The organism is Geodermatophilus sp. SYSU D00814, assembly GCF_054050055.1.
In genome coordinates, this window is record NZ_JBJGYP010000018.1 from 1 (window position 1) to 24,142 (window position 24,142).

Annotated in this window: 20 protein-coding genes; 11 read left to right on the top strand and 9 right to left on the bottom strand. The window is 76.3% G+C overall.

The genetic code is table 11. The features are described 5' to 3' along the window. Positions 1-176: 176 nt before the first annotated feature. Together ACI780_RS15100 and folP are read right to left on the bottom strand one after the other, a co-directional pair. Positions 177-1,115 (bottom strand): acetamidase/formamidase family protein, encoded by a 939-nt coding sequence (locus ACI780_RS15100; protein WP_457003872.1) that lies wholly within the window; start codon positions 1,113-1,115, stop codon positions 177-179. Next, positions 1,112-1,972, bottom strand: coding sequence for a dihydropteroate synthase (gene folP / locus ACI780_RS15105; RefSeq protein ID WP_456873143.1), 861 nt, complete (start codon positions 1,970-1,972; stop codon positions 1,112-1,114). The genes ACI780_RS15100 and folP overlap by 4 nt, the downstream gene beginning before the upstream one ends. A gap of 87 nt (positions 1,973-2,059) precedes the next feature. Here folP and ACI780_RS15110 point away from each other — a divergent pair, with 87 nt between their 5' ends. After that, complete coding sequence (locus ACI780_RS15110) at positions 2,060-2,521, top strand: MaoC family dehydratase (RefSeq protein ID WP_456873144.1); 462 nt, start codon at positions 2,060-2,062, stop codon at positions 2,519-2,521. 51 nt (positions 2,522-2,572) lie between these two features. Here the strand turns inward: ACI780_RS15110 and ACI780_RS15115 are convergent, their stop codons facing one another. Together ACI780_RS15115 and ACI780_RS15120 are read right to left on the bottom strand one after the other, a co-directional pair. Then, positions 2,573-3,829, bottom strand: coding sequence for a serine hydrolase domain-containing protein (locus tag ACI780_RS15115; protein ID WP_457003874.1), 1,257 nt, complete (start codon positions 3,827-3,829; stop codon positions 2,573-2,575). A 179-nt stretch (positions 3,830-4,008) separates the two neighbouring features. Beyond that, the gene (locus ACI780_RS15120) at positions 4,009-4,293 is read right to left on the bottom strand and encodes an HU family DNA-binding protein (RefSeq protein WP_217897485.1); all 285 of its coding nucleotides are present in this window, start codon (positions 4,291-4,293) and stop codon (positions 4,009-4,011) included. Positions 4,294-4,553: 260 nt separating this feature from the next. Between ACI780_RS15120 and ACI780_RS15125 the strand changes: the two genes are divergently transcribed. Continuing rightward, positions 4,554-5,477 carry an aldo/keto reductase gene (locus ACI780_RS15125; RefSeq protein ID WP_457003876.1) on the top strand — a complete coding sequence of 308 codons (924 nt, stop codon included), beginning with the start codon at positions 4,554-4,556 and terminating at the stop codon, positions 5,475-5,477. A gap of 67 nt (positions 5,478-5,544) precedes the next feature. Here ACI780_RS15125 and ACI780_RS15130 read toward each other — a convergent pair whose 3' ends face one another. Next, positions 5,545-6,639, bottom strand: a complete 1,095-nt coding sequence (locus ACI780_RS15130; RefSeq protein ID WP_457003878.1) for an EAL domain-containing protein — start codon at positions 6,637-6,639, stop codon at positions 5,545-5,547. 173 nt (positions 6,640-6,812) lie between these two features. On the opposite strand from ACI780_RS15130, the gene ACI780_RS15135 reads away from it, so the two are divergent. Continuing rightward, entirely contained in the window at positions 6,813-9,542 is a 2,730-nt protein-coding gene (locus tag ACI780_RS15135) for a SpoIIE family protein phosphatase (protein WP_457003880.1), read from the top strand. A 76-nt stretch (positions 9,543-9,618) separates the two neighbouring features. On the opposite strand, the gene ACI780_RS15140 is transcribed toward ACI780_RS15135, so the two are convergent. Continuing rightward, a complete protein-coding gene (locus ACI780_RS15140) occupies positions 9,619-10,848 on the bottom strand; it encodes a saccharopine dehydrogenase family protein (RefSeq protein WP_457003882.1) in 1,230 nt (409 codons plus the stop codon). A gap of 37 nt (positions 10,849-10,885) precedes the next feature. After that, positions 10,886-11,593, bottom strand: coding sequence for a trimeric intracellular cation channel family protein (locus ACI780_RS15145; protein ID WP_457003884.1), 708 nt, complete (start codon positions 11,591-11,593; stop codon positions 10,886-10,888). A gap of 103 nt (positions 11,594-11,696) precedes the next feature. Here ACI780_RS15145 and ACI780_RS15150 point away from each other — a divergent pair, with 103 nt between their 5' ends. Together ACI780_RS15150 and ACI780_RS15155 are read left to right on the top strand one after the other, a co-directional pair. After that, the gene (locus tag ACI780_RS15150; protein WP_457003886.1) at positions 11,697-13,694 is read left to right on the top strand and encodes a putative bifunctional diguanylate cyclase/phosphodiesterase; all 1,998 of its coding nucleotides are present in this window, start codon (positions 11,697-11,699) and stop codon (positions 13,692-13,694) included. Then, on the top strand, positions 13,691-14,602 hold the full coding sequence (locus ACI780_RS15155; protein ID WP_456873005.1) for an ABC transporter substrate-binding protein: 912 nt from the start codon (positions 13,691-13,693) through the stop codon (positions 14,600-14,602). The genes ACI780_RS15150 and ACI780_RS15155 overlap by 4 nt, the downstream gene beginning before the upstream one ends. A 15-nt stretch (positions 14,603-14,617) precedes the next feature. Here the strand turns inward: ACI780_RS15155 and nagA are convergent, their stop codons facing one another. Beyond that, positions 14,618-15,748, bottom strand: coding sequence for an N-acetylglucosamine-6-phosphate deacetylase (gene nagA / locus ACI780_RS15160; RefSeq protein WP_457003889.1), 1,131 nt, complete (start codon positions 15,746-15,748; stop codon positions 14,618-14,620). 124 nt (positions 15,749-15,872) lie between these two features. Here nagA and ACI780_RS15165 point away from each other — a divergent pair, with 124 nt between their 5' ends. From ACI780_RS15165 to ACI780_RS15190, 6 genes are all read left to right on the top strand, one after another. Next, positions 15,873-17,393: an ABC transporter substrate-binding protein gene (locus ACI780_RS15165; RefSeq protein ID WP_456873008.1), complete on the top strand. Its 1,521-nt coding sequence runs from the start codon at positions 15,873-15,875 to the stop codon at positions 17,391-17,393. An 8-nt stretch (positions 17,394-17,401) separates the two neighbouring features. Further along, the gene (locus tag ACI780_RS15170; protein WP_456873015.1) at positions 17,402-18,334 is read left to right on the top strand and encodes an ABC transporter permease; all 933 of its coding nucleotides are present in this window, start codon (positions 17,402-17,404) and stop codon (positions 18,332-18,334) included. After that, the gene (locus ACI780_RS15175; protein WP_456873009.1) at positions 18,331-19,269 is read left to right on the top strand and encodes an ABC transporter permease; all 939 of its coding nucleotides are present in this window, start codon (positions 18,331-18,333) and stop codon (positions 19,267-19,269) included. The genes ACI780_RS15170 and ACI780_RS15175 overlap by 4 nt, the downstream gene beginning before the upstream one ends. Continuing rightward, positions 19,266-20,285: an ABC transporter ATP-binding protein gene (locus ACI780_RS15180; protein ID WP_456873010.1), complete on the top strand. Its 1,020-nt coding sequence runs from the start codon at positions 19,266-19,268 to the stop codon at positions 20,283-20,285. The genes ACI780_RS15175 and ACI780_RS15180 overlap by 4 nt, the downstream gene beginning before the upstream one ends. After that, entirely contained in the window at positions 20,282-21,346 is a 1,065-nt protein-coding gene (locus tag ACI780_RS15185; protein ID WP_456873011.1) for an ABC transporter ATP-binding protein, read from the top strand. Before ACI780_RS15180 ends, ACI780_RS15185 begins: the two co-directional genes overlap by 4 nt. Before the next feature lie 166 nt (positions 21,347-21,512). Then, complete coding sequence (locus ACI780_RS15190) at positions 21,513-22,196, top strand: MIP/aquaporin family protein (protein WP_456873012.1); 684 nt, start codon at positions 21,513-21,515, stop codon at positions 22,194-22,196. Positions 22,197-22,235: 39 nt separating this feature from the next. Here the strand turns inward: ACI780_RS15190 and ACI780_RS15195 are convergent, their stop codons facing one another. Continuing rightward, positions 22,236-24,134 (bottom strand): helicase-related protein, encoded by a 1,899-nt coding sequence (locus tag ACI780_RS15195; protein ID WP_457003893.1) that lies wholly within the window; start codon positions 24,132-24,134, stop codon positions 22,236-22,238. Positions 24,135-24,142: the final 8 nt, after the last annotated feature.

Sequence of the window (24,142 nt, forward strand, 5' to 3'; positions counted from 1 at the left end):
CTGTGGTCCTAATGGGTTGTGTTTTTGAGTAGGTGGGCGGGCCCGGGGGGGGGGGGGCCCGGGGGGGGGGGGCCCGGGCCCGCCCCCCCCCCCCGGCGCCGCCCCGCCCCCCGTCGCGGTGAGCTGACCTGATCGTGCGCGGACCCGCCGGGACGCTCGAGCACCCCCGCCGGCGTTCAGCGGACGGCGCCGGACGGCAGGACCGCGTGGACGCCGAAGACCTGGTTGGCCACCTGGGTCACCCGCAGGTCGACCACCACGCCGGCCAGCGCCAGGGCGTCGGACCGGGAGGCCCCGTGCAGCGCGCCGATCAGGTCGAGCACCGCGTCCACCGCCTCCGCCGCGGCCTCGTCGAGGTCGTCGCCGATGCCCAGGCACACCCAGCCGGCCGGGGTGCGGGCCACCGGGGTCGCCAGCGGCCGGCCGAACAGGTCGTCGCGGACGTCGAGGGTGAGGTCGGCGCGCTCGGCCCCGCACTCGATCGCCGCGCCGCTCACCTCGCCGTCGCCCTGGGCCGCGTGCGCGTCGCCGACGCTGAGCAGCGCGCCGTCCACCGGGATCGGCAGGTACAGCGTGCTGCCGGCCACCAGCTCGCGGCAGTCGAGGTTCCCGCCGTGCCGGCGGGGCGGGATCGTCGAGTGTCGTCCCGGCTCGGCCGGCGGCATGCCGATGACGCCGAGGAAGGGCGAGACGGCGACGGCGTGGCCGTGCTGGTTGCGCGCGGTGCCGGCGGCGGCGTCGATGCGCCAGCGGTGCACGGTCGGCTCGAGGCGGCCGAGCCGGGCGTTCCACGCGGTGTCGGCCAGGCCCGCGAAGCCGGTGCCCCACGCCGCCGGGACGACGGCGCCGATGCCGACCTCGAGCACCTGGCCCGCGCGGGCGCCGCGCACCTCGACCGGGCCGGTCAGGGCGTGACCGTCGCCCGGGGTGTACCGCGGGTCCCGCCGGCGGTCGGCGACGTCGCCGCCGGTGTCGGGCTCGACGAACCAGCCGGAGTCGAGGGTCGCGAAGCGGACCGTCGTCCCCGGGTCGACGGTGAGCGCCGGCGGCAGGTCGCGGTCGAACCAGCCGTGCAGCGTGCCGGGGCCGGGCTCCAGGGGGACCACGCCGGTCATGCCAGCCCGCGGGTGGTGCGCGCCGGCGGGCGGTCGCCGCGGATGGCAGCGACCATGTCCACCGTCTGCCGGGTCGCGGCGACGTCGTGGGCGCGGAACACCCGGGCGCCCAGCCACGCGCTGACCGCCGTCGCCGCGAGCGTGCCGGTGAGCCGCTGCTCCAGCGGGACGTCGAGGGTCTCGCCGACGAAGTCCTTGTTCGACAGCGCCACCAGCACCGGCCATCCGGTGGCCACCAGCTCGCCGAGCCGGCGGGTGGCCTCCAGCGAGTGGCGGGTGTTCTTGCCGAAGTCGTGGCCCGGGTCGACCAGCACCCGCTCGGGGTCGACGCCCGCGGCCACCGCGGCGTCGGCGAGCGCCGTCGTCCGCGCGACGACGTCGGCCACGACGTCGTCGTACTGCACCCGGTGCGGCCGGGTGCGCGGCGGCAGCCCGCCGGCGTGCGTGCACACGATCCCGGCGCCCGCCCCGGCCGCCACCACCGCGAGCTCCGGGTCGACGCCGCCCCACGCGTCGTTGACGACGTCGGCCCCGGCGGCGAGCACCTCCCGCGCCACCTCCGCCCGCCAGGTGTCGATGGAGATCGGCAGGTCGGGGTGCGCGGCCCGGATCGCGGCGACCAGGTCGACGGTGCGGCGGATCTCCTCGGCGGCGTCGACCTCCTCGCCGGGCGCGGCCTTCACCCCGCCGACGTCGACCACGTCCGCACCCTCGGCGACCACCCGGTCCACCCGCTCGACGGCGGCGGCGAGCTCGTAGGTGGCGCCGCGGTCGTAGAACGAGTCGGGCGTGCGGTTCACGATGGCCATCACCACCAGAGCGCCGTCGGGCACGTCCAGCCGGCCCAGTCGCAGCACCCGTCGCCTCCGTCCCCGTCGCCGGTGTGGTGGAGTCAGCCAACCAGACCGCGAGCGACACCGATCGAGGACACAGGAGGACAGGCGATGGCGCAGACCACCGTGGAGGGCATCGACGGCGTGCTGGCGAAGGTCGGCCAGCACCTCGGGCACAGCGACTGGCTGGAGATCACCCAGGAGCAGGTCGACCAGTTCGCCGAGGCCACCCACGACCACCAGTGGATCCACGTCGACGTCGAGCGGGCGAAGCGGGAGAGCCCCTTCGGCGGCCCGATCGCGCACGGCTACCTGACGCTGTCGCTGGTGTCGGCCCTGACCGCGCAGATCATCGACGCCAAGGGCTTCGGGATGGGCGTCAACTACGGCGCCGACCGGATCCGGTTCATCTCGCCGGTGCCGGTCGGTGCCCGCATCCGCGCCTCGGCGACCCTCGACGACGCCAAGCAGTTCGACGGCGGCGTCCAGATGAACCTCGGCATCACCATGGAGATCGAGGGGGCGCCGAAGCCGGCGATGGTGGCCTCGATCCTCTTCCGCCGCTACGTCTGAGGCCGTACACTGCCGCGGATGTCCCCCGGGCACATCCGCGGAAGTGCACGGTCAGACGACGATCGCCTGGTTGACCAGGGCGCGCAGGTAGGCGCGGATCGGCAGCGTGCTCGAGGGCAGCAGCTGGGTGAAGAACGTGACGACGACGTCCTCGACCGGGTCGACGTAGAACGCCGTCGACGCCGCACCGCCCCAGCTGTAGTCGCCGGTGCTCGCGACCCCGCCGTAGCGCGCCGGGTCGATCACCATCGAGAAGCCCAGGCCGAAGCCGACCCCCCGCAGCGGCGTCTCGGCGAACAGCGGCCGGCCGAAGGTCTCCAGGTCGGCGTCGCCGGGCAGGTGGTTGCGCACCATGTGCGCCAGCGTGCGCGGGCCCAGCAGCCGCCCGCCGTCGTAGGAGCCGCCGCGGCGCAGCATCTCGCAGAAGCGCAGGTAGTCCGCCGCCGTCGAGACCAGCCCGCCGCCGCCGGAGAGGAACGTGGGCTGGGAGTGCGCCGCCTGGCCCATGGCGTCGATCGGCGCGAACCCGGTGGGCGCTCCGCCGGGCTGCCCGGGGACGGCCGCGTAGAGCCGGGCGAGGGAGTCGGCGTCGTCGCCCTCCCGCAGGCCGAAGGAGGTGTCGGTCATCCCGAGCGGGCCGAACACCCGCTCCTGGAAGAACACGTCGAGCGTCTGGCCGGAGACCACCTCCACCAGCCGGCCCAGCACGTCGGTGGAGACCCCGTAGTTCCACTCCGACCCGGGCTGGAAGACCAGCGGGACCGATGCCCACTGCCGGCAGACCTCGGCGGAGTCGGCGCCGGGCGGGGTGGCCCACTCGTGGCCCATCGCGCGGTACATGGCGTCGACCGGGTGGGCGTGGTGGAAGCCGTAGGTCAGCCCCGAGGTGTGGGTGAGCAGGTGCCGGATGCGGATCGGCTCGATCTGCGGCTGGGTGACCGGCTTCTGCGCCGACCCGGCCACGTAGACCCGCGTCTCGGCGAACTCCGGCAGCCACCGGGCGATCGGGTCGCCGAGCTCGAAGGCGCCCTCCTCGTACAGCATCATCGCCGCGACCGAGGTGACCGGCTTGGTCATCGAGAAGATGCGCCAGCGGGTGTCCTCCTCGACCGGCCGGCCGTTCTCGACGTCCCGCGAGCCGTAGCGGCCCACGTGCGCCAGCCGGCCGTGCCGGGACACCGTGACCAGGAAGCCGGGCAGCTGCCCGTCGTCGACCCAGCGGGCCAGCCGCCGGTCGAGGCGCTCCAGCCGGGTGCCGTCGAGGCCGACCTCGGCGGGGTCGGTGTCGTGGGTCAGTCCGCTCGTCACGCGTGCCTCCGTCCCGGAGCCGTCCCCCTCGGGCGGCGCCTGCCTGCGCATCCTGACCCATGGGTGTGCAGCGGGTCACAGGGAGGCAGGCGCCGCCCCGGCGGGGACCGGCGGATCACACCGGGACGTCGCAGGCGACGCCGCGGATCACACCGGGACGTCGCAGGGGACGCCGCGGATCACACCGGGACGTTGCTGGCGGCCTTCTTCAGGTTCGAGCCGGCGGTGACCTTGACGGTGTTGGCGGCGGGGATGTCGATCGACTCGCCGGTCTGCGGGTTGCGGCCGGTCCGGGCCGACCGCTGGGTCCGCTCGACGGTCAGCAGACCGGAGACGGCGACCTTCTCGCCGCGGGTGATCGCGTCGACGAGCTCCTCCTGCAGACCCGACAGGACGGCGTCCACGGTGGCGCTGGGCACGTCGGCGCGCTTGGCGATGGCGGTGACGAGTTCGGCCTTGTTCACGGGGATCCTCTCGTGGGGGTCGCGGCCCGCCCGGTGCTCGGTGGGCCGCCGGTGACGGTGCCGGCCGCGGCGGCGCGGCCGGTCGCTCCCGGGCGGTCGCCCGGGACGGACCGGTCCCCACGCGGGGGTCCGGCCCGGGGCACCGTGTCACGACGACGGGGGATCTGGCCAGTCCAGGGGCACGAACGCACCCAGCAGGACCGCCGGTACCACCCGTCCCAGCGGGGGCGGGCGCCCGGGGTCCGACATAGCGTGGGCGCATGCCGCAGCTGCCCGGGACCGACCTGATCGTCAGCGACCTGTGCCTGGGCGGCAACGTCTTCGGGTGGACCGCCGACGAGCCGACGTCGCAGGCCGTGCTGGACCGCTTCGTCGACGCCGTCCCCAGCACGCAGCGCCCGTTCGTCGACACCGCCGAGATGTACGGCGACGGCCGCTCCGAGCAGATCCTCGGCGGGTGGATGGCCGAGCGCGGCCTGCGCGACCGCGTGGTGGTGGCGACCAAGGCCTCCCCGCAGCAGAAGGCCCACCCGCTGGCCGCCGCGGAGGTGAAGGCCGCCGCCGAGCGGTCGCTGCGCAACCTGCGGACCGACCGGATCGACCTCTACTACGCGCACTACGACGACGAGACGACGCCGCTGGAGGAGACGCTCACCGCCTTCGACGAGCTGGTGCGCGAGGGCAAGGTGCTGCACGTCGCGGCGTCGAACTACTCCCCGGCCCGGCTGACCGAGGCGCTGGAGACCTCCGAGCGGCTGGGGATCGCGCGGTACGTCGCGCTGCAGCCGCACTACAACCTGGTGGAGCGCGCCGCCTACGAGGACGGCCTGCGCGACGTCGTCGCCGCGCACGGGCTGGGCTGCCTGCCCTACTTCGGCCTGGCCAAGGGGTTCCTGACCGGCAAGTACCGGGCCGGCGAGCGGGTCGACTCGCCGCGGGCCTCGCGCGCGCAGGCCTACGCGGGGGAGCGGGGTGACCGGGTGCTCGCCGCGCTGGCGGAGGTGGCGGCCGCGCACGGGGTCAGCCAGGCCGCGGTGGCACTGCGCTGGCTGGCCGACCGGCCCATGGTCACCGCGCCGATCGCCAGCGCCCGCGACGTCGACCAGGTCGCCGACCTGCTGCCGGTGCTGGACCTGGTCCTCGCCGACGACGAGCGCGCCGCCCTCACCGCCGCCAGCGACTGACGCGGGCGGCCCTCCTGCAGGGGCCCGCCGCGAGCGTGCGAGTGACGGGGGGCAGGAGGGTCCTCCGTCAGCGGGCTGCCGCTGCGGAGGCGAGGTCCTCCACCCGCAGCAGGCCCAGCACCGCGCCGGTCGCGTCGGTGCAGACCACCGGGTCGAAGCGGTGGGCCGGCGGGCGGGTCAGCGCCCGGTGCAGCGTGGCGGGGACGTCGTCGGTCGGCCGGGCGCACAGCGAGACCGGCGCGGTGTGCGCCAGCCCGGTGCGCGGGTCGGTCAGCCGCAGCGCGAGCGGCTCGCCCTGCGGCCCGACGAGCACCACCGGCGGGACGCCGGGGGAGGCCTCGGTGACCTCGCACTGGCGGACCGGCCGCAGCAGGCTCGCCACGGTCGACTCCGCCCGGGCGCGGGCGGCCTGGCCGCGGACCAGCGCGACGACCTCCGGGGTCAGCGGCGCGAACCCGGGCGAGGGCCGGCCGAGCAGCCAGCCCTGCGCCAGCGGCACGCCCAGCCGGGAGAAGGCGGCCAGCTCGCCACGGGTCTCGATCCCCTCGGCGACCAGCCAGGCGTCGATGCGGCCGGCGAACTCGGCGACCACCCCGGCCAGCGCCACCCGCACCGGGTCGGCGTCGGCACCGGCCACCAGCGACCGGTCGAGCTTGACCAGCTGGGGCCGCAGCGCCGCCAGCTGCCGCAGTCCCGACCAGCCCGAGCCGGTGTCGTCGAGGGCCACCAGGGCGCCCCGGGCCCGCAGCGCGGCGACCTCCACCCGCAGCGCGGCGAGGTCGGCCACCGGTGCGGAATCGGTCAGCTGGACGACGACGCGGCGCAGGTCCGGCCGGGTGGCCAGCGCCGCCCGCACCGGGCGGGTGCCGAGCAGGTGGGGGCTGACGTTGACCGAGAGGAAGGTGTCGGCGGGCAGGCCGGGCACCGCGGCGAGGGCCTTGTGCAGCGCCAGCGCCTCGAGCTCGGCGGCGACGCCGGCGTCGGCCGCCGCGGCGAACCACACGTCGGGGCCGGCGGTCCCGGGGAACCGGGCCAGGGCCTCGTAGCCGGCGACGCGGGCCCGCGCGAGGTCGACGACCGGCTGGAAGACCAGGGTCAGGTCGTCCGGGTCGGCGAGCAGGGGCCGGCAGTCCGGCAGTGCCCGCGCCAGCATCCCCGTCATGCGCCGTCCATCGGCCCGGACCGGCGGCCGCTCGACCTGCGGCTGCGCCGGGCTCACCCGGCCGGGTGACGACCCGTCCGGGGAGGGAGGGTGGACGGCCGGTCCCGTTCCGCTACACGCGTGGCAGCATGGTCGGCTGCGGCCGCCCGGGCCGCGCCGGGCCGAGGAGGGCCGTGTCCGTCCCCGCGCCGTCGCCTGCCGCCGACGTGCTGCACGACGCCCAGCGCGTCGCCGCCGCGCGCCGGCTGCTGTTCGAGGTGCCCGGCCCCGCCGCCTACGACCGGCTCTCCGGGCTGGCCGCCCGCCTGCTCGGCGCCGGGCACGCCAAGGTCACCGTGTTCACCGACCAGGACACCGTCGTCGGGGGACACGGCCTGCCGCCCGGGGTCGTCGGTGGCCGGGCCCAGCTCACCGGGGCGTTCTCCGCGTGCGTCGTGCGGGAGGGCCGGGCCCTGGTGGTCCCCGACGCCCGCGTCGACCCGCGGCTGTCCGACCTCCCCGCCGTCACCGCCGGTGAGGTCACCGCCTACCTGGGCATCCCGCTGATCTCCGCCTCCGGCCACGTCATCGGCGTCCTCGCCGTCTACGACGGGCAGGCGCGCACCTGGCAGGACGACGACGTCGCCCTGCTCGAGCACCTGGCCGACTCGGTGGTCGCCGAGCTCGAGCTCGCCGCCGCCCGGTCGGCGATCGGGGCCTCCCGGGTCCGCCTCGAGGTCGCCCTCGAGGCCGGCGCGATCGGCATCTGGGACCACGACCTGCGCACGCGGGTCCTGCACTGGGACGAGCGCTGCGCGGCGGTCCACGGGCTCGACGGCCCGCTGACGATCACCGACGTCGACGGGATGCTCGCCGACCGCATCCACCCCGACGACCACGCCGCCGTCCGCGACGCCATGACCGACGCGCTGCGGGGCACCGGGGAGTACGTCGTCGAGGCGCGGGCGCTGCACACCGACGGCACGGTGCGCTGGACGGTCTCCCGCGGCCGCGTCGTGCGCGACTCCCGCGGCGACGCGGTGCGGGTCCTCGGCACCGTCGTCGACGTCACCGACGCCCGCGAGCAGGCCGCCCGCCGGATGGCCGCCGTCCAGCGCGCCGCCGCCGTCGCCGAGGTCGCCGCCGAGCTGGCCAACGCCACCGCGCTGTCGCAGCTGGCCGACATCACGCTGCGCGGCGCCCGGCTGCTCGGGGCCTCGTCGAGCGCGCTGGCCGCCTTCGACACCGACGAGGTGCTGCGGCTCTACCTCGCCCGGCAGCTCGCCGACACGGTCGCGGCCGCCGCGGCGGAGGCCGAGGTGGAGGCCCCGCCGGAGGGGCTGGAGATCGAGCTCGACGACGAGCTGCCCACCCAGTACGCCGCCCGCCACGGCGAGCGGGTGCTGCTCACCGACCTCGACGACGCCGTCGCCCGGTTCCCGCGCATGGCCGAGGTCGGTCCGGCTCTCGGCCTGCGCGCCCTCGCCGCCCTGCCGCTGCGGGTGGAGGGCCGGCTGCTGGGCAGCTTCGTCGTCGTCTGGGACACCGAGCACGCCTTCGAGGACGTCGACGTCGAGCTGCTCGACGCGCTGACCGCGCAGATCGCCCTGAGCGTGTCCCGGCTGCGGGCCGACGCCGAGCGGGCGGCCGCCGTCGCCGCGATGGCCGAGGCGAACCAGCGGCTGCAGCTGCTGGCCGACGCCGGCCGGGTGCTGTCGGGGAGCCTGGACATCACCGAGCAGCTGGGCCGGCTGGCCGACCTGGTGGTGCCGGCGCTGGCCGACTGGTGCTGGATCGTCGTCACCGACGAGCAGGGCCGGCTGCACGAGATGGCCTGGTCCCACCGCGATCCCGCCCAGCGGGGGGCCGTGGCGGAGTACGTCGGGGCGATGGTCCACGGGATGACCGACGAGCACGCCGCCCGGGTCGTGACCCGCACCGGCCGCCCGCTGGTGGTGCCGGAGGTCGACGTCGAGCGGATCCGGCAGGCGCTGCACGACCCCGCGGCGCAGCAGGCGCTGCTGCGGCTGGCGCCGCACTCGGCGCTGATCGTGCCGCTGGTGGCCCGCGGGGAGGTCATCGGCGCGCTGGGCACCGCCAACGGCGCCGAGCGGGGGCCGCACACGCCGGGGGAGGTCGAGACCGCCGCCGAGGTGGGCCGGCGCGCCGGCCTGGCGCTGCAGACCGCGCGGCTGTACGAGCAGCAGCGCGGGCTGGCGCACGCCCTGCAGCGCAGCATGCTCACCGCGCCGCCGCGGCCCGAGGGCCTCGACATCGTCGTGCGCTACGTCCCGGCGTCGGAGGGCGCCGAGGTGGGCGGCGACTGGTACGACGCCTTCCCCGGGGTGCTCGGCGGCACCGTCCTCGTCATCGGCGACGTCGTCGGCCACGACCGCAACGCCGCCGCGCTGATGGGCCAGTTCCGGGGGCTGCTGCGCGGCATCAGCCACGCCAGCGGCGCCGATCCGGCCGAGGTCCTCGGCCAGCTCGACCGGGCCGCCGACCGCCTGGCGCTGGGCGCGATGGCCACCGCGCTGGTGGCGCGGCTGGACCGCACCGGCCCCGACGATGCCGTGCTGCACTGGTCGAGCGCCGGCCACCCGCCGCCGGTCGTCGTCGACCCCGACGGGAGCGTACGGGTCCTCGCCCCCGGGCCGGCCGACCTGCTGCTGGGCGTGGACCCGGGCCGCCCGCGCACCGACCACAGCGCCGTCCTGCCGGTGGGCAGCACGGTGCTGCTGCACACCGACGGGCTGATCGAGCGGCGCGACCGCGACCTGCAGGCCGGCACCGAGCAGCTCCTCGCCGTCCTGCGCGACGCCGCCGACCTGCCGCTTGAGCGGTTGTGCGACCGGGTGCTGGAGCGGCTGTTCCTCCCCGACGCCGAGGACGACGTCGCGCTGCTCGCCGTCCGCGTGCTCTGACACCTCCCGTGCACTTCCGCGGAAGTGCACGGTCCTACCCGTGCACTTCCGCGGAAGTGCACGGGTTCGGTTCGCGTCAGAGAGCGGTGACCTCGTAGGTGTGCCCGGCCGCGCGCAGCCGCTCGACCAGCACGCCGCCGAGCGCGGTCGAGGGAGTGAGCGACCCGGCCCGGTCGGGCAGCCGGTCGCCGTCGAGGGCCAGGCCGAGTGCGACCTGCCCGAGCATGACCGACGTCGCCGCGTAGCCCGGGTCGCCCTTCCCCGACACGGTGGCGCGGTAGTGCCGGCCGCCCTCGGTGTCGGCGTCGACGACCATGCGGAACCAGCCCTTCTCCCGCACCGACTCCGACGGGCCGGTGCCCGGGGCGGGCAGCAGCCGGTCGACCAGCAGGCGCGTGGGCGGGAAGGCGAGCGCCCCCACGGCGGCGGCCAGGCCGGTGGTGATCCCCGCGGCGGTGACCGCCCCGGTGAGGCCGCGGCCGGCGCTCATCGACTCCCCGTAGCGCAGGCCGCGCCCGTATGCCCACTCCTGCAGCGCGTTGCTGCGCCGCACGATCCGGGTGTTGAACGACGCCATGACGAACGGCGCGGTCCAGCGGCCGTCGGCGGCGAGCGCGGGCGGGGCCGCGTCCGGGGGCTGGCGGGTGGCGGGCTCGGCGGCGCGGTCGGGGGACAGCGAGTAGGGGTCGGCGAGCAGCCGGCGCACCGCCTTGTCGCGGGCGGCGTCCTCGATCATCCCGCGCACCGAGTCGACGGTGCCGCCGCTGAACCCGCCGCGCAGGCTGGCCACGAGACGGACGTCGGTGAGCCCGCCGGCGCCGTCCTCGCGGGCCCGCTCGGCCAGGAGGAACACCGCCAGGTCGGAGGGGATGGAGTCGTAGCCGGCCGCGTGCACCAGGCGGGCGCCGGTCTCCCGGGCGACGGCGTCGCAGCGGTCGATCGCGCGGCGGACGAACGCCACCTCGCCGGTCAGGTCGGCGTAGTGCGTGCCGGCCCGGGCGCAGGCCTCGACCACCGGCAGCCCGTGGCGCTGGTAGGGGCCGACCGTGGTGACCAGCACCCGGGTGCTCTCGGCCAGCCGGGTCATCGAGGCGGGGTCGGCGCTGTCGGCCTCCAGCAGCGGCCAGTCGCGGCCGGCGGCGGGCAGTTCGGCGGCGACCGCGGCCAGCCGCTCGCGGGACCGGCCGGCCAGCGCCACCCGCAGGTCGGGCGGCGCGTTCTCGGCCAGGTAGCCGGCGACCAGCCGGCCGACGTACCCGGTGGCACCGAAGAGGACGACGTCGTGCTCGCGCGAGGGTCCGGTCACCGCCCGATCCTGCCCCGGGAGGGGGCGACCCCGCCCGTCAGCCCCGCCCGCGCCGGCGGCGGGTGCGGCCGCTGCGGGCGAGCCGGGTGCGGGCGCGGCCGGGCAGGTCGACGGCGACCGGCGCCTCCCACCCGCGCCACACCGACAGCACCCGCAGCCCGGAGACCAGGGCGATGACCACCAGCGCGACGGGGATCGGGTCCAGCCCGAGCGGGCCGGCGAGCACGGTCAGCGCCGCGGCGCCGAGGAGCGCGGCGACGGCGTTGTAGGGGCCGGGCTGCACGATGTCGGCGCGCTGGGCGAGCAGCACGTCGCGGATCACCGCCCCGCCGACGGCGGTCAGCGTCCCGATGAAGACCACCGAGGCGCTGGGCAGCCCGGCGAGCTGGGCCTTCTGGGCGCCGATCACGGTGAACAGGCCGAGGGTGAGCGCGTCGAGCACCACCAGCAGCGCGGTGAGCCGGGACAGCCAGCCGGAGAAGTAGAAGGTGACCATCGCGGTGATCGCCACGGCGGGCAGGTAACTGCGGTTCGTCAGCGCCACCGGCGGGCCCTGGGCGAGCAGCACGTCGCGGATGAGGCCGCCGCCCAGGCCGCCGCTGACGGCCAGCAGCAGCACGCCGGAGACGGCGAACCCCTCGCGCGCGGCGAGCAGCCCGCCGGTCAGCGCGCCGACCACGATCGCCGCGAGGTCGACGGCGGCCGGCACGTGCAGGGTCTCGGTGGCCGCGGCGAGGGTGCTCACGACCGACCATCCTCCCGCCCGGGCGAGGCCCGGTCCGGACGCTCCCCACCCCGACGGGTGAGCGGGGGTGGACCCGCGGCGGGTTCCGGCCGATCAGGTCTCCGTGATCCGGTCCCGAGTCGCCCAGGCGGTCGGCACCCGGCTGTTCGCCGCCTACGCCGCGGCCAGCCTGGTGCCCGTCGTCCTGCTGGGTGCCGGGCTCGCGGCGGGCATCCGGCAGGACGCCGTCGACCGCGCGCTCGAGTACGGCCACGCCCAGGCCGCCGTCGTCGAGGAGATGGCCATCGCCCCGGCCCTGCGCGGGCGGGACCTCGCCGCCGGCGTGAGCGGCGCGGAGCTGCTGCGGCTGCAGACGGCCACCGACCTGGCCGTCTTCCGCGGCTCGATCCTGCGGCTGCGGCTGCGCGACTTCTCCGGCGCGGTGGTCTTCGCCGACGACGGCGCCACGGGCCCGGAGACCGCGCTGCCCGACTACCCCGCCGGCGAGGGCGTCGTCCCGGCCGGCAGCACCGCCTTCGCCACGGCCGCGACCGGCGGCACCGACGTCGCCCTGCTCGACGGCGAGGGCATGGCCGTCGGGCGGATGATCCGCGTGCTGCAGCCGATCGTGGCCGACTCCTCCGGCCGCTCGGTCGGCGTCCTGGAGCTGCTGCTGCCCTACGACACCGTCGCCGCGCAGGTCGAGGCGGCCACCACCCGCACCTACTGGCGCCTGGGCGCCGGCCTCGCCGCGCTCTACGTCGTGCTCGCCGGGATCTCCTGGTCGACCACGCGCCGGCTGCGCCGCCAGGCCGCGCAGGCCGAGCACGACGCCCTGCACGACCCACTGACCGGGCTGGCCAACCGCGAGCTGTTCGCCCGCCGGGTCGCCGCCGAGATCGGCCGCGGCACGCCCGGCGCCGTCGTCCTCGTCGACCTCGACCGGTTCAAGGAGGTCAACGACACCCTCGGCCACCACGCCGGGGACCAGCTGCTGGTCGAGGTCGGCCGCCGGCTGACCGCCACCGTGCGCTCGGGGGACACCGTGGCCCGCCTCGGCGGCGACGAGTTCGGCCTGTTGCTGCCCGGCATGGACTGCGCCGCCGACGCCCGCGAGCTGGTGCAGCGGGTGAGCGACGCGCTGTCGGTCGAGACCGTCGTCGAGGACGTGCCGCTCACCGTCGAGGCCAGCTGCGGCATCGCCATGCACCCGGCCGACGCCACCGACGTCGAGACGCTGCTGACCTGCGCCGACGCCGCCATGTACCAGGGCAAGCGCGGCGCGACCGGGGTCGTCGTCTTCGACCCCCGTGCCACCGCCCCCTCGCCGCACTCGCCGGCCCTGCAGCACGACGTCCGCCGCGCCCTGGCCGACGGCGACCTGCGGCTGCACTACCAGCCGCAGGTGGACCTGACCTCCGGGCGCACCGTCGGCGTCGAGGCGCTGCTGCGCTGGCAGCACCCGGTCCGCGGGCTGCTCGGTCCCGGTGACTTCCTGCCGGCCCTGGAGCAGTCCGGCGTCATGGGCGCGCTCACCGAGTGGGTGCTGCGGCAGGCGCTGGCCGACTGCGCCGCCTGGAGCGCCGTGGGCGAGGAGTGGACGGTGTCGGTCAACGTCTCGGTGCGCAACCTCGAGACGCCCGGGTTCGCCGCCACCGTCGCCCGGCTCGCCGCCGAGGCAGGGGTGCCGCCGGCGCGGCTGCACCTCGAGGTGACCGAGACCGCGCTGCCGGCCGACCTCGCCACCGCCTCGGCGTGCCTGGCCGAGCTGGCCGCGCACGGCTTCGGCGCCGCGCTCGACGACTTCGGCGTCGGCTTCGCCAGCCTGTCGCACCTGCGCTCGCTGGCGCTGACCGAGGTGAAGGTCGACCGCGTCTTCGTCACCGGCGTGGACGTCTCGGCCGAGGACGCCGCCGTCGTGCGGTCCCTCGTCGAGCTCGCGCACGGCCTGGGCCTGTCGGTCTGCGCGGAGGGCGTGGAGACGCCCGCCGTCGCGGCCTGGCTGCGGGCGGTCGGCTGCGACCGCGCCCAGGGCTGGTTGTTCTCCCGGCCGCGCCCGTGGCCGGAGCTCTCCCGCGCGGCCGCAGCGGTGTCCGCGCCCTCCGTGGAGGTCCTCGCGTGACCCGCACCCACCGTGCCCTCACCGGCACCGCCGTCCTCGCCGCCGTCCTGCTCGCCGCCGGCTGCGGCGCCGCGGCGGACCCGGCCGCACCCGACCCCGACGCCGCACCGGCGGTGAGCGTGGACCAGCGGCTGCACGCCGCGCTGCCCGAGGAGGTCCGCGACAGCGGCGTCCTCACCGTGGCCAACGACCCGTCCTACCCGCCGGCGTCGTCGTTCGGCCCCGACGGGCGCACGATCGTCGGCTTCGAGCCCGACCTCGGCGCCGCGCTCGGCGACCTGCTCGGCGTGGAGGTGCGGTTCGAGGCCTCCTCGTTCGACACCCTGCTCGACGACCTCGCCGAGGACCGGTTCGACCTGGTCATGAGCGCGGTCACCGACACCGCCGAGCGCGAGCAGCAGGCCGACTTCGTCAACTACTTCCGCGCCGGGTCCTCGATCGTCGTCACGCGGGGCAACCCGCACGGCATCCACGACCTGGCCGGGCTGTGCGGGCGCAGCGTCGCCGTCGAGGCCGGGACGGTGCAGGTCGGGCTGCTCGAGCGCGCGCAGTCCTCGTGCGCCGGGCGCATCGACGTCCACGAGCTGCCCACCAACGACGACGCCCTGCTCGAGCTGCGCACCGGCCGCGCCGACGCCGTCGTCGCCGACTACCCGCCGGCGGTGTTCGTGACCACCGACCCGCGGACGCAGAGCAGCTTCCAGCTGGTCTCCGACACGCAGTACGAGCCGGGGCTCTACGGCATCGCCGTCGCCACCGACCGGCCCGAGCTGCGCGACACGCTGACCCGGGCGCTGCAGCGGCTCGTCGACGACGGCGTCTACCAGCAGCTGCTCGACCGCTGGGAGGTCGGGCACGGCGCCGTCGACGCGGTGACGGTCAACGGCGGGCTGCCCCCGGCCGAGTGAGCCCGCCGGTCCCGCTCAGCGGAGCCGCCGGCCGGACGCCCAGACGGCGGTGACGGACCGGTCCGGTCCCAGCGCGACGACGTCGGCCGCGCACCCGGGGGCCAGCCGGCCGAGCCGGTGACCCAGGCCCAGCACACGGGCGGGCGTCGCGGTGAGCGCGGTGACCGCGGTGACCGGGTCGACGCCGGCGGCGAGGGCGGCGCGCAGCGCGGCGTCCTGGGTGAGCGTGGACCCGGCGAGCGTGCCGGTCCCGGTGAGCACCGCCCGGCCGGCGCGCACGGTGACCGCTCGCCCGCCGAGGCGGTACCCGCCGTCGGCGCCCCCGGCGGCGGCCGTCGCGTCGGTGACCAGCGCGACCCGCCCCGGCGCGCCGGCCACCAGCAACCGCGCGACGACGGGGTGCACGTGCACCCCGTCGAGCACCAGCTCGAGGGTGACCCGGGGGTCGGCCAGCGCCGCGCCGACCGGGCCGGGCTCGCGGTGGTGCAGGCCGGGCATGGCGTTGAGCGCGTGGGTGAGCAGCCGGGCACCGGCGTCGAACGCGGCCGCCGTCAGCGCGGCGTCGGCCTCGGTGTGCCCCACGGCGACGACGACGCCCGCGGCCGTGAACGCGCGCACCGCCTCCAGCGCCCCGGGCAGCTCCGGCGCGATGGTGACCTGCCGCAGCGTGCCCCGGGCGGCGGCCAGCAGCCGGGCGACGTCGCCGGCGGTGGGGACCCGCAGGTGGCGGGGGTCGTGGGCGCCGCAGCGGGCCGGTGCCAGGAAGGGCCCCTCCAGGTGGGCGCCGAGGACGGTCGGGTCCTCCTCGGCGAGGTCGGCGATGCCGGCCAGCGACGCCGCCAGCTCCCCGACCGGCGCGGCGACGAGGCTGACCACCGACCGGGTGGTGCCCGCGGCCCGGTGCGCGGCCAGGCCCCGCCGGATCGCGTCGGGGCCGTCGTCGAAGGAGGACCCGCCGCCCCCATGCGCGTGCAGGTCGACGAACCCCGGGGTCAGCTCCGCGCCGGACAGGTCGACGGTCTGCTCGGCCGGCGGGGGCGGCCCCGTGCCGGTGGCCGTGATCGTGTCGCCGTCGAGCAGCACCCACCCGTCCTCGGTGGCCCCGCCGGCGTCGAGCAGCCGGCCTCCGGCGAGCAGCGTGCGCACGGCACGGGGACTCCCCGCCCGGGAGGTCGACGGAACGTAACGATCGGGTTCTCGTTTGGCACGGCCGGAGCGACAGGGCCAGGGTCGGAGGCGGACGACACCGCCCCGACCCCCGGAGGTCCGCGTGCGTACGAACCGGTTCCTGCCCCTCGCCGCGGCCGCGGCCCTGGTCCTCTCCGCCTGCGGAGGAGGGGAGAGCGTCGACACCGGCGGGGGCGGCGGCGGGGAGAACGTGCTGGTCGCCGCGGTCAGTGCCCAGCCCGACCAGTTCGACCCGCACGCCACCAACGCCTACGCGAGCTTCCAGGTGCTGGAGAACGTCTACGACACCCTCGTCGTGCCGGACGCCGAGGACCTCACCATGCAGCCGAGCCTGGCCGAGTCGTGGACCACCAGCCCCGACGGGCTCAGCTGGACGTTCACCCTCCGCGACGGCGTCACGTTCCACGACGGCAGCGAGTTCGACTCCGCCGACGTCGTCTACAGCTACCGGCGGATCATCGACGAGGAGCTGGCCAACGCCTACCGCTTCGCCACCGTCGCCGACGTCACCGCGCCCGACCCGCGGACCGTCGTCCTCACGCTGACCCGGCCCACGCCCAACCTGCTCGAGCTCATCGGCTCGTTCAAGGGCATGGCGATCCTCCCGGAGAACGCCGCCGAGGACCTCGACCTGCAGACCGAGGCCAACGGCACCGGGCCCTTCGAGCTCGAGAGCTCCGACGCCAACGCCACCGTGCTCACCGCCTTCGCCGACCACTGGGGCGGCGCGCCCACCGTCGACGGCGTCGAGTTCCGCTACATCACCGAGCCGAGCGCGGCGCTCACCGCGCTCAGCAACGGCGAGGTGCAGTGGACCGACAACGTCCCGCCGCAGAACATCGAGTCCCTGCAGGACGACGACGCCGTCGAGATCGGCTCGGTGACCAGCGTCGAGTACTACTACCTGTCGATGAACTACCGGGTCCCGCCGTTCGACAACCGGGACGTGCGCCGGGCGATCGCCACTGCCGTCGACCGCGAGGAGGTCACCCAGGCCGCCCGCTTCGGCGCCGCGCAGCCCAACGAGACCGCCATCCCCCAGGGCAGCCCCTGGTACCTGGACTACGCGCCGTTCACCCCGGACCAGGAGGCCGCCCGGCAGCTGCTCGCGCAGGCCGGCGTGCAGACGCCGCTGACGATGGGCCTGATGGTCACCGACGAGATCCCCGAGACGGTGGCCGCCGCGCAGGTGATCGCCAGCCAGCTGCAGCCCATCGGCGTCGAGGTGGAGATCCAGGAGGAGGACCTGGCCACCTGGCTCGACCGCCAGTCGCAGGGGGACTTCGACGCCTTCCTGCTCAGCTGGATCGGCAACATCGACCCGGCGGACTTCTACGAGAACCAGCACCTGTCCACCGGCGGCAGCAACTACCAGGGCTACAACAACCCGCAGGTCGACACCCTGCTGACCCAGGCGGCCACCGAGCCCGACCAGGCCATCCGCAAGGACCTCTACGACCAGGCCGCGCGGATCATCGTCGACGACGTCAGCTACCTGTACCTCTACAACCCCGACGAGGTGCAGGCCTGGGCGGCCGGGCTGACCGGCTACCAGGTGCGGGCCGACGCGGCGATCAACTTCGAGACGGTGGAGCTGCCCTGACCGGGTACCTGCTCCGGCGCGCCGGCCAGGCCCTGGTGGTCCTGGCCGGCGTCAGCGTCCTGGTCTTCTCCCTCATCCACATGGTGCGCGGCGACCCCATCCGGCTGGCGCTGGGCACCCGGTACTCCCAGGAGACCTACGACGCCCTGCGGGAGCGCAGCGGCCTGGACCTCCCCCTGGTCGAGCAGTACCTCACCTGGGCCGGCCGGGCGGTGACCGGCGACCTGGGGGTGAGCTTCCGCAGCGGGGAGACGGTGACGGCGCTGATCGCCGAGCGGCTGCCCGCGACGCTGACGCTGGCCTTCGCCGCGCTGCTGGTGGCGCTGGTCATCGCGCTGCCGCTGGGGATGCTGTCGGCGCTGCACCCGCGCTCGCTCGTCGACCGGCTGGCCACCGTCGTCAGCCAGATCGGCATCTCGGTGCCGGACTTCTGGCTGTCGATCGTGCTCATCCTGGTCTTCGCCGGGACGCTGGGCTGGCTGCCCTCGGGCGGCTACGTCCCGCTCACCGAGGACCCGCTGGGCTGGCTGCAGCGCCTGGTCCTCCCCGCGATCGCCACCGGGGTGGTCTCCGGCTCGGTGCTCACCCGGTTCGTCCGGTCGAGCACGCTCGAGGCGCTGGGCGCCGACCACGTCCGCACCGCCCAGGCCAAGGGCGTGCCCACCCGCCAGGTGCTCACCTGGCACGTGCTGCGCAACGCGCTGCTGCCGCTGGTCACCGTCACCGGCGTGCAGCTGGCCTACCTGCTGTCCGGCGTCGTCGTGGTGGAGATCGTCTTCTCCTGGCCGGGGCTCGGGCAGCTGGCCTACCAGGCCGTGCGCGACCGCGACTTCCCGGTCCTGCAGGGCGCGGTGCTGCTGTTCGCCCTGGTGTTCCTGGTGATCAACCTGCTGGTGGACCTGCTCTACGGCCGGATCGACCCGAGGATCTCCCGCTCATGACCCAGCTCCCCACGCCGGGCGCCACCCCCGCCCAGCCCCCGCCGTCCGAGCCGATCCCCGCGGCGGCACCGCCGCGGCCGCGCTGGCGGGAGACCCTCGGCCTGCTCGCACGCAACCCGACCGCCGCCGTCTCCGCCGTCGTGCTGCTGCTGATCGTGCTGGTCGCGGTCTTCGACGAGACGCTGGCGCCCGACGGGCCCAACGACCAGGACCCGAGCCGGCAGCTGCAGCCGCCGAGCTGGGCGCACCCGTTCGGCACCGACGAGTTCGGCCGCGACGTGTTCAGCCGGGTGATCCTGGGCGCGGCGACGTCGCTGCGGGTGGGCTTCCTCTCCGTCGCCTTCGCCCTCGTCGTGGGCACCCTCATCGGCCTGCTGGCCGGCTTCTACGGCCGGTGGGTCGACGACACGCTCATGCGGCTGATGGACGTGCTGTTCGCCTTCCCCGCGGTGCTGCTGGCCATCGCCATCGTGGCCATCCGCGGTGCCGGGCCGGCCAACGCGATCCTGGCCATCGGCATCGTCTACGTGCCGATCTTCGCCCGCGTCACCCGCGCCAGCGTGCTCGGCGTGCGCGAGGAGGTCTACGTGCGGGCCTCGCGGTCGGTGGGTGCCTCGGACTGGCGGCTGGTCACCCGGCACGTGCTGCCCAACGCCGCCCCGCCGATCATCGTGCAGACCTCGATCAGCCTGGCCTTCGCCGTGCTGGCCGAGGCGGCGCTGTCCTTCCTCGGCCTGGGCCCGCGCCGGCCCGAGCCGTCGTGGGGGCTGATGCTCGCCGACGGCCGCGGCTTCATCGAGCAGGCCTGGTGGTACACCGTCTTCCCCGGCCTGGCGATCGTGGTCACGGTGCTGTGCTTCAACCTGCTCGGCGACGGCCTGCGCGACGTCCTCGACCCCCGCCAGCGCACGCTGATGGCCGGGGGCGGCCGGTGAGCGCCCTGCCCGAACCCACCGTCGACCCGGTCCTGGAGGTCGAGGACCTGCGGGTGCGGCTGCGCACCCCGCGGGGGACGGCGCACGTGGTCAACGGGCTGGGGTACTCGGTCGGCCCCGGCGAGACCGTCGCCGTCGTGGGGGAGTCCGGCAGCGGCAAGAGCGTCTCGGTGCTGGCGCTGCTGGGCCTGCTGCCCCCGCGGACGGCGACGGTGAGCGGTCGCGCGCTGCTGCACGGCGAGGACCTGCTGACCATGTCCCCCGAGCGGCTGCGGCAGGTCCGCGGCCCCGGCGTCGGCATGGTCTTCCAGGACCCGATGACCTCGCTCAACCCGGTGCTGACCGTGGGCCGCCAGCTCGGCGAGGGGCTGCGGGCGCACGGCCGGGTGTCCCGGGCCGCGGCGCGGGCGCGGGCGGTGGAGCTGCTCGGCGAGGTGGGCCTGCCCGACCCCGGCCGGGCGGTGGACCGGTTCCCCCACGAGCTCTCCGGCGGCATGCGGCAGCGGGTGGTCATCGCGATCGCGCTGGCCAACTCCCCGTCGCTGCTCATCGCAGACGAGGCCACCACCGCCCTCGACGTCACCGTGCAGGCGCAGATCCTCGACCTGGTCGAGCGGCTGCAGACCGAGCACGGCACCGGCGTCGTCTGGATCACCCACGACCTCGGCGTCGTCGCCGGCACCGCCGACCGGGTGCTGGTCATGTACGGCGGGCGCTGCGTCGAGGACGGCACGGTCGACGACGTCCTCGAGCGGCCGGCGCACCCCTACACCCGCGGCCTGCTCGGCGCGCTGCCCGACCTCGCCGCCGACGACGGCGGCGACCTGGCCACGATCGCCGGCACCCCGCCGCCGCCCACGGACCTGCCGGCCGGGTGCGTGTTCTGGCCGCGGTGCCCGGTGCGGGGCGACGCCCGCTGCGAGACCGAGCAGCCGCCGCTGGCCCTCGTCGGTCCCGGCGGCCGCGGGCTGCCGCACCGGGCGGCCACCTGGTGCGCGGAGGGGAGCGCGTCGTGACGTCGGCCGAGCGGCAGGTGCTGGTCTCCGCGCGCGGGCTGGAGGTGCACTTCCCGATCCGCTCCGGAGGGCTGCTGCGCCGCAGCACCGGCCTGCTGCGCGCCGTCGACGGCGTCGACCTCGACGTGTACCGCGGCGAGACGCTGGGGCTGGTGGGGGAGTCCGGCTGCGGCAAGTCCACGCTCGGCAACGCGTTGCTGCGGCTGGTCCGGCCCACCGGCGGCACGGTCACCTTCGACGGCGCCGAGGTCACCGCGATGTCGCGGGCGCAGCTGCGCGACCTGCGCCGCCGCGCCGGCATGGTGTTCCAGGACCCCTTCGCCTCCCTCGACCCGCGGCGCACCGTGGCGCAGACGGTGGGCGAGCCGCTGGAGGTCCACGGCCTGCACCCCGGGCGGCAGGCGCGCGCCGCGCGGGTGCGCGAGCTGCTTGAGCTCGTCGGCCTCGACCCGGGCGTCGCCGCCCGGTACCCGCACGAGTTCTCCGGCGGTCAGCGGCAGCGGGTCGGCATCGCCCGGGCGCTCGCGGGGGAACCGGACTTCCTGGTGTGCGACGAGGCGATCGCGTCCCTCGACGTCAGCGTGCAGGCCCAGGTGCTCAACCTGCTGCGCCGGCTGCAGCGGCAGCTGGGGCTCACGCTGCTGTTCATCTCCCACGACCTGTCGGCGGTGCGACACGTGTCCGACCGGATCGCGGTCATGTACCTGGGCCGGGTGGTCGAGGTCGGGCCCGCGGCCGCCGTCGCCGCCGAACCGCAGATGCCCTACACCCGGGCGCTCCTGTCGGCAGTGCCGCTGCCGCACCCGCAGCTCGAGCGCTCGCGGCGGCGGATCGTGCTGCGCGGCGACGTCCCCTCGCCGTCGCGGGTGCCCAGCGGCTGCCGCTTCCGCACCCGCTGCCCCGACGTCTTCGAGCCCTGCCCCGACATCGACCCCGCGCTGCAGCCGGTCGGGTCCGCGCCCGGGCACGCGGCCGCCTGCCACCTGCACGGCGTCGTCGGGACGCCGGTGCAGCGGGAGCGGCCCGGCGAGCCGGTCGACGCCGGTGACCCCGCGCGCTGACCTGCGAGACGCGGTCGTCCGTTTGCCCGCGTGATCGTCCGGCTACCGCGCGCCGGGAGGCGGCGCAGGGCGTGCCGCGGGGGACGGGGATCGCGCGATGGCATCGAGCAGGACCGACCGAGGTGCCGTGGCCACCGGTCTCTACGGCAGCAGGATCGGGCCGAGGGTGGGGCGCACGGCTCTCACCGAGTTCGTCGGGACGGCGATCCTGGTGTTCGTCGGCACCAGCGTGGTGGTGGCCGGGCCCGCCACCGGCAGCAGCCTCTACGAGCTGCTGGGCGTGGTGCTCGCCTTCGGCCTGACCCTCACCGCGCTCGCCGCGGCCCTCGGGCACGTCTCGGGGTGCCACCTCAACCCCGCCGTGACCCTCGGCCTGGCGGTGACGGGACGCTTCCCGTGGCGGGCGGCCGGCGCCTACGTCGCCGCGCAGCTCGCCGGTGGCCTCGCCGGTGCGGCGGCCACGTGGGCGGTCTACGGCGCAGCCGCCCGCAGCGAGGCGGTGCTCGGCGCCACGACGCCACAGGAGGGGGTCTCGTCGGGGCAGGCGTTCCTGGCCGAGGCGCTGGTGACCTTCGTGCTGGTGCTGGTCGTCGTCTCGGTCGCCACCGACGACCGCGCCGAGTCCTCGATCGCGCCGGTGGCCGTGGGCTTCGCGCTGGCCGCCGCGGTCTTCGCCGCCGGGCCGCTCACCGGCGGGGCGGTGAACCCCGCGCGCGCCTTCGGGCCGAACGTGCTGGCCGGGCAGCTGTCGTCGCTGTGGATCTACCTGCTGGCGCCCGTCGTCGGCGGCGTCCTCGCGGCCCTGGTCTACGACCGCCTGCTGTCCCCGGGCGAACCCCCGGAGGCCTGAGCGCGCCGGGCGCGCTCAGGCCTCGGGAGGGGGACCGGGTCAGCCCCGGCCGCTGCGGGTGGGACGGCGGCCCTGCCGGGAGCCCGGGCGAGGGCCTCGCCGTCCGTCGTGCCGGGTGTCCCGGCCGCCGGCGCGGGGGTGGCCGTCGCGGGCCCGTCCGCGGGGTGCGCTGCACGGCCTACAGGTGGAGAACCACGGCGCGATGGCGGTGCCGCACTCGACGCAGGCGCTGGACCGGCTGACCGCGATGGCGTCGGGCAGCAGCTCGCTGATCGCCTCGGCGCACTCCTCCTCGACCCACGCGGCGTCGTCGCTGTCCAGGCCGGCCACGCCGGGGAACTGCCGCAGCAGCGTCTGGGCGTCCCGGGCGGCCGCGGCGGCCTGCTCGAAGTCCTCGACCCCGCCGTCGACCGGGACGTCGGGCAGCACCAGCTCGGGGCGGACCGGCAGGCCGACCGCGTGCCGCAGCGCGGCGCGGGCCAGCACCAGCCAGCGGGTGCGCCGCGGTGGGCTGTAGTCGATGGGCAGGTTCACCAGCCGCCAGACGGTGTGCAGGTCACCGGCGGCGCCGAGCGGGCCGCGCAGCAGCGGCAGCAGCGCCTGCACCCGCAGGACGAGCGGGCCGACGTCGTCGGGGGTCATGGCCTGGTCGCGGGTGGCGGCGCGGGCCCAGGCCTGCCAGCGCACCAGCGCCTCGGGCAGGTCGACGGCCTCGATCGCACCGAGGTCCTCGAGCTCGGGGCGCAGCCGCGGCCGGCGCTCGGGCAGGTCGCTGGCCCGGTCGCCGCGGGCGACCTCCGCGCCGACGGCCACCAGCGCCGCCGAGGGTCGCAGCTTCGGCACGCCGGTCAGGACGCCGACGGTGCCGTGCCCGGTCAGGCCGTAGCGGCCGGCCCGCCCGGCGATCTGCGCGGTCTCCCAGGTGCGCAGCGGCCGCAGTTCGACGCCGTCGAACTTCGTCGTCTCGGCGAACAGCACGGTGGTGGCCGGGACGTTGATGCCGTGCCCGATGACGTCGGTGGTGACCAGGACGTCGAGCTCGCCGGTGACGAACCGGTCGATGACCTCCCGCCGGGTGGCCGGGGGCAGCGCGCCGTAGAGGACGCCGACCCGCCCCGGCCGGTGCCGGTCGAGCTCGGCGGCGACGGCGTAGACGGTCTTGCGGGAGAACGCCACGACGAGGGTCTGCGGGCGGACGCCGGTGGTGCGGATCGGCGCCCGCAGCACGTCGAGCCGGGACAGCCGCTGGTGGTGGACGACCTCGACGTCGCCGGCGTCGTCGACCAGCGGTGCCAGCAGCGGGTGGGCCTCGGCCGCCGCGATCAGGTGCATCTCGCGGTACTCGCCGGTCAGCAGCAGCCGCGCCCAGTGGTGCCCGCGGTCGGGGTCGGCGACCCAGTGCGACTCGTCGAGGACGAGCAGCTCGCCGCCCATGGGCGCCTTCTCCACCGTGCAGCAGACGATCGGCGCGGCGGGGTCGATCTCCTCCTCGCCGGTGGACAGGCCGACGGTGCCCTCGGGCAGCACCGCGGCGAGCTTGGCGTAGGCCTCGTGGGCGAGCTGGCGCAGCGGCGCGGCGTAGACGCCCGAGCCGGTGGCGGCCAGCGCCTGCAGCGACTCGTACGTCTTCCCGGAGTTGGTGGGGCCGAGGTGGAACACGACCCGCTGCGGCGGGGTGGTGCGGACGGGCAGTTCCGGCGCGGCGCCCTCCACCCACAGCTGCTGGGCGCGCCGCTCGGCGCGGGCGGCCTCGCGGTCGGCGTCCCGGGCGGCGGCGCGGTCGGCGCGGTCGACGGCCTGGTCCGCGGCGGGACGCTCGGCGACGGGGCGACGCGCGCGGCGGCGGACGGTGGACGGCGGGGGAGCGGTCTCGGGCAGGAGGGGTCCTCGGGTCGGTCGTGCGGAGGTCGGCGGCCGCCGCGGTCGGCCGCGGGGCAACTCCCGGT

Excerpts from the sequence above, each read along its gene's own strand:
- ACI780_RS15100 (WP_457003872.1), bottom strand. The coding sequence starts at position 1,115 with ATGACCGGCGTGGTCCCCCTGGAGCCCGGCCCCGGCACGCTGCACGGC.
- ACI780_RS15110 (WP_456873144.1), top strand. The coding sequence starts at position 2,060 with ATGGCGCAGACCACCGTGGAGGGCATCGACGGCGTGCTGGCGAAGGTC.
- ACI780_RS15125 (WP_457003876.1), top strand. The coding sequence starts at position 4,554 with ATGCCGCAGCTGCCCGGGACCGACCTGATCGTCAGCGACCTGTGCCTG.
- ACI780_RS15130 (WP_457003878.1), bottom strand. The coding sequence starts at position 6,639 with ATGACGGGGATGCTGGCGCGGGCACTGCCGGACTGCCGGCCCCTGCTC.
- ACI780_RS15175 (WP_456873009.1), top strand. The coding sequence starts at position 18,331 with ATGACCCAGCTCCCCACGCCGGGCGCCACCCCCGCCCAGCCCCCGCCG.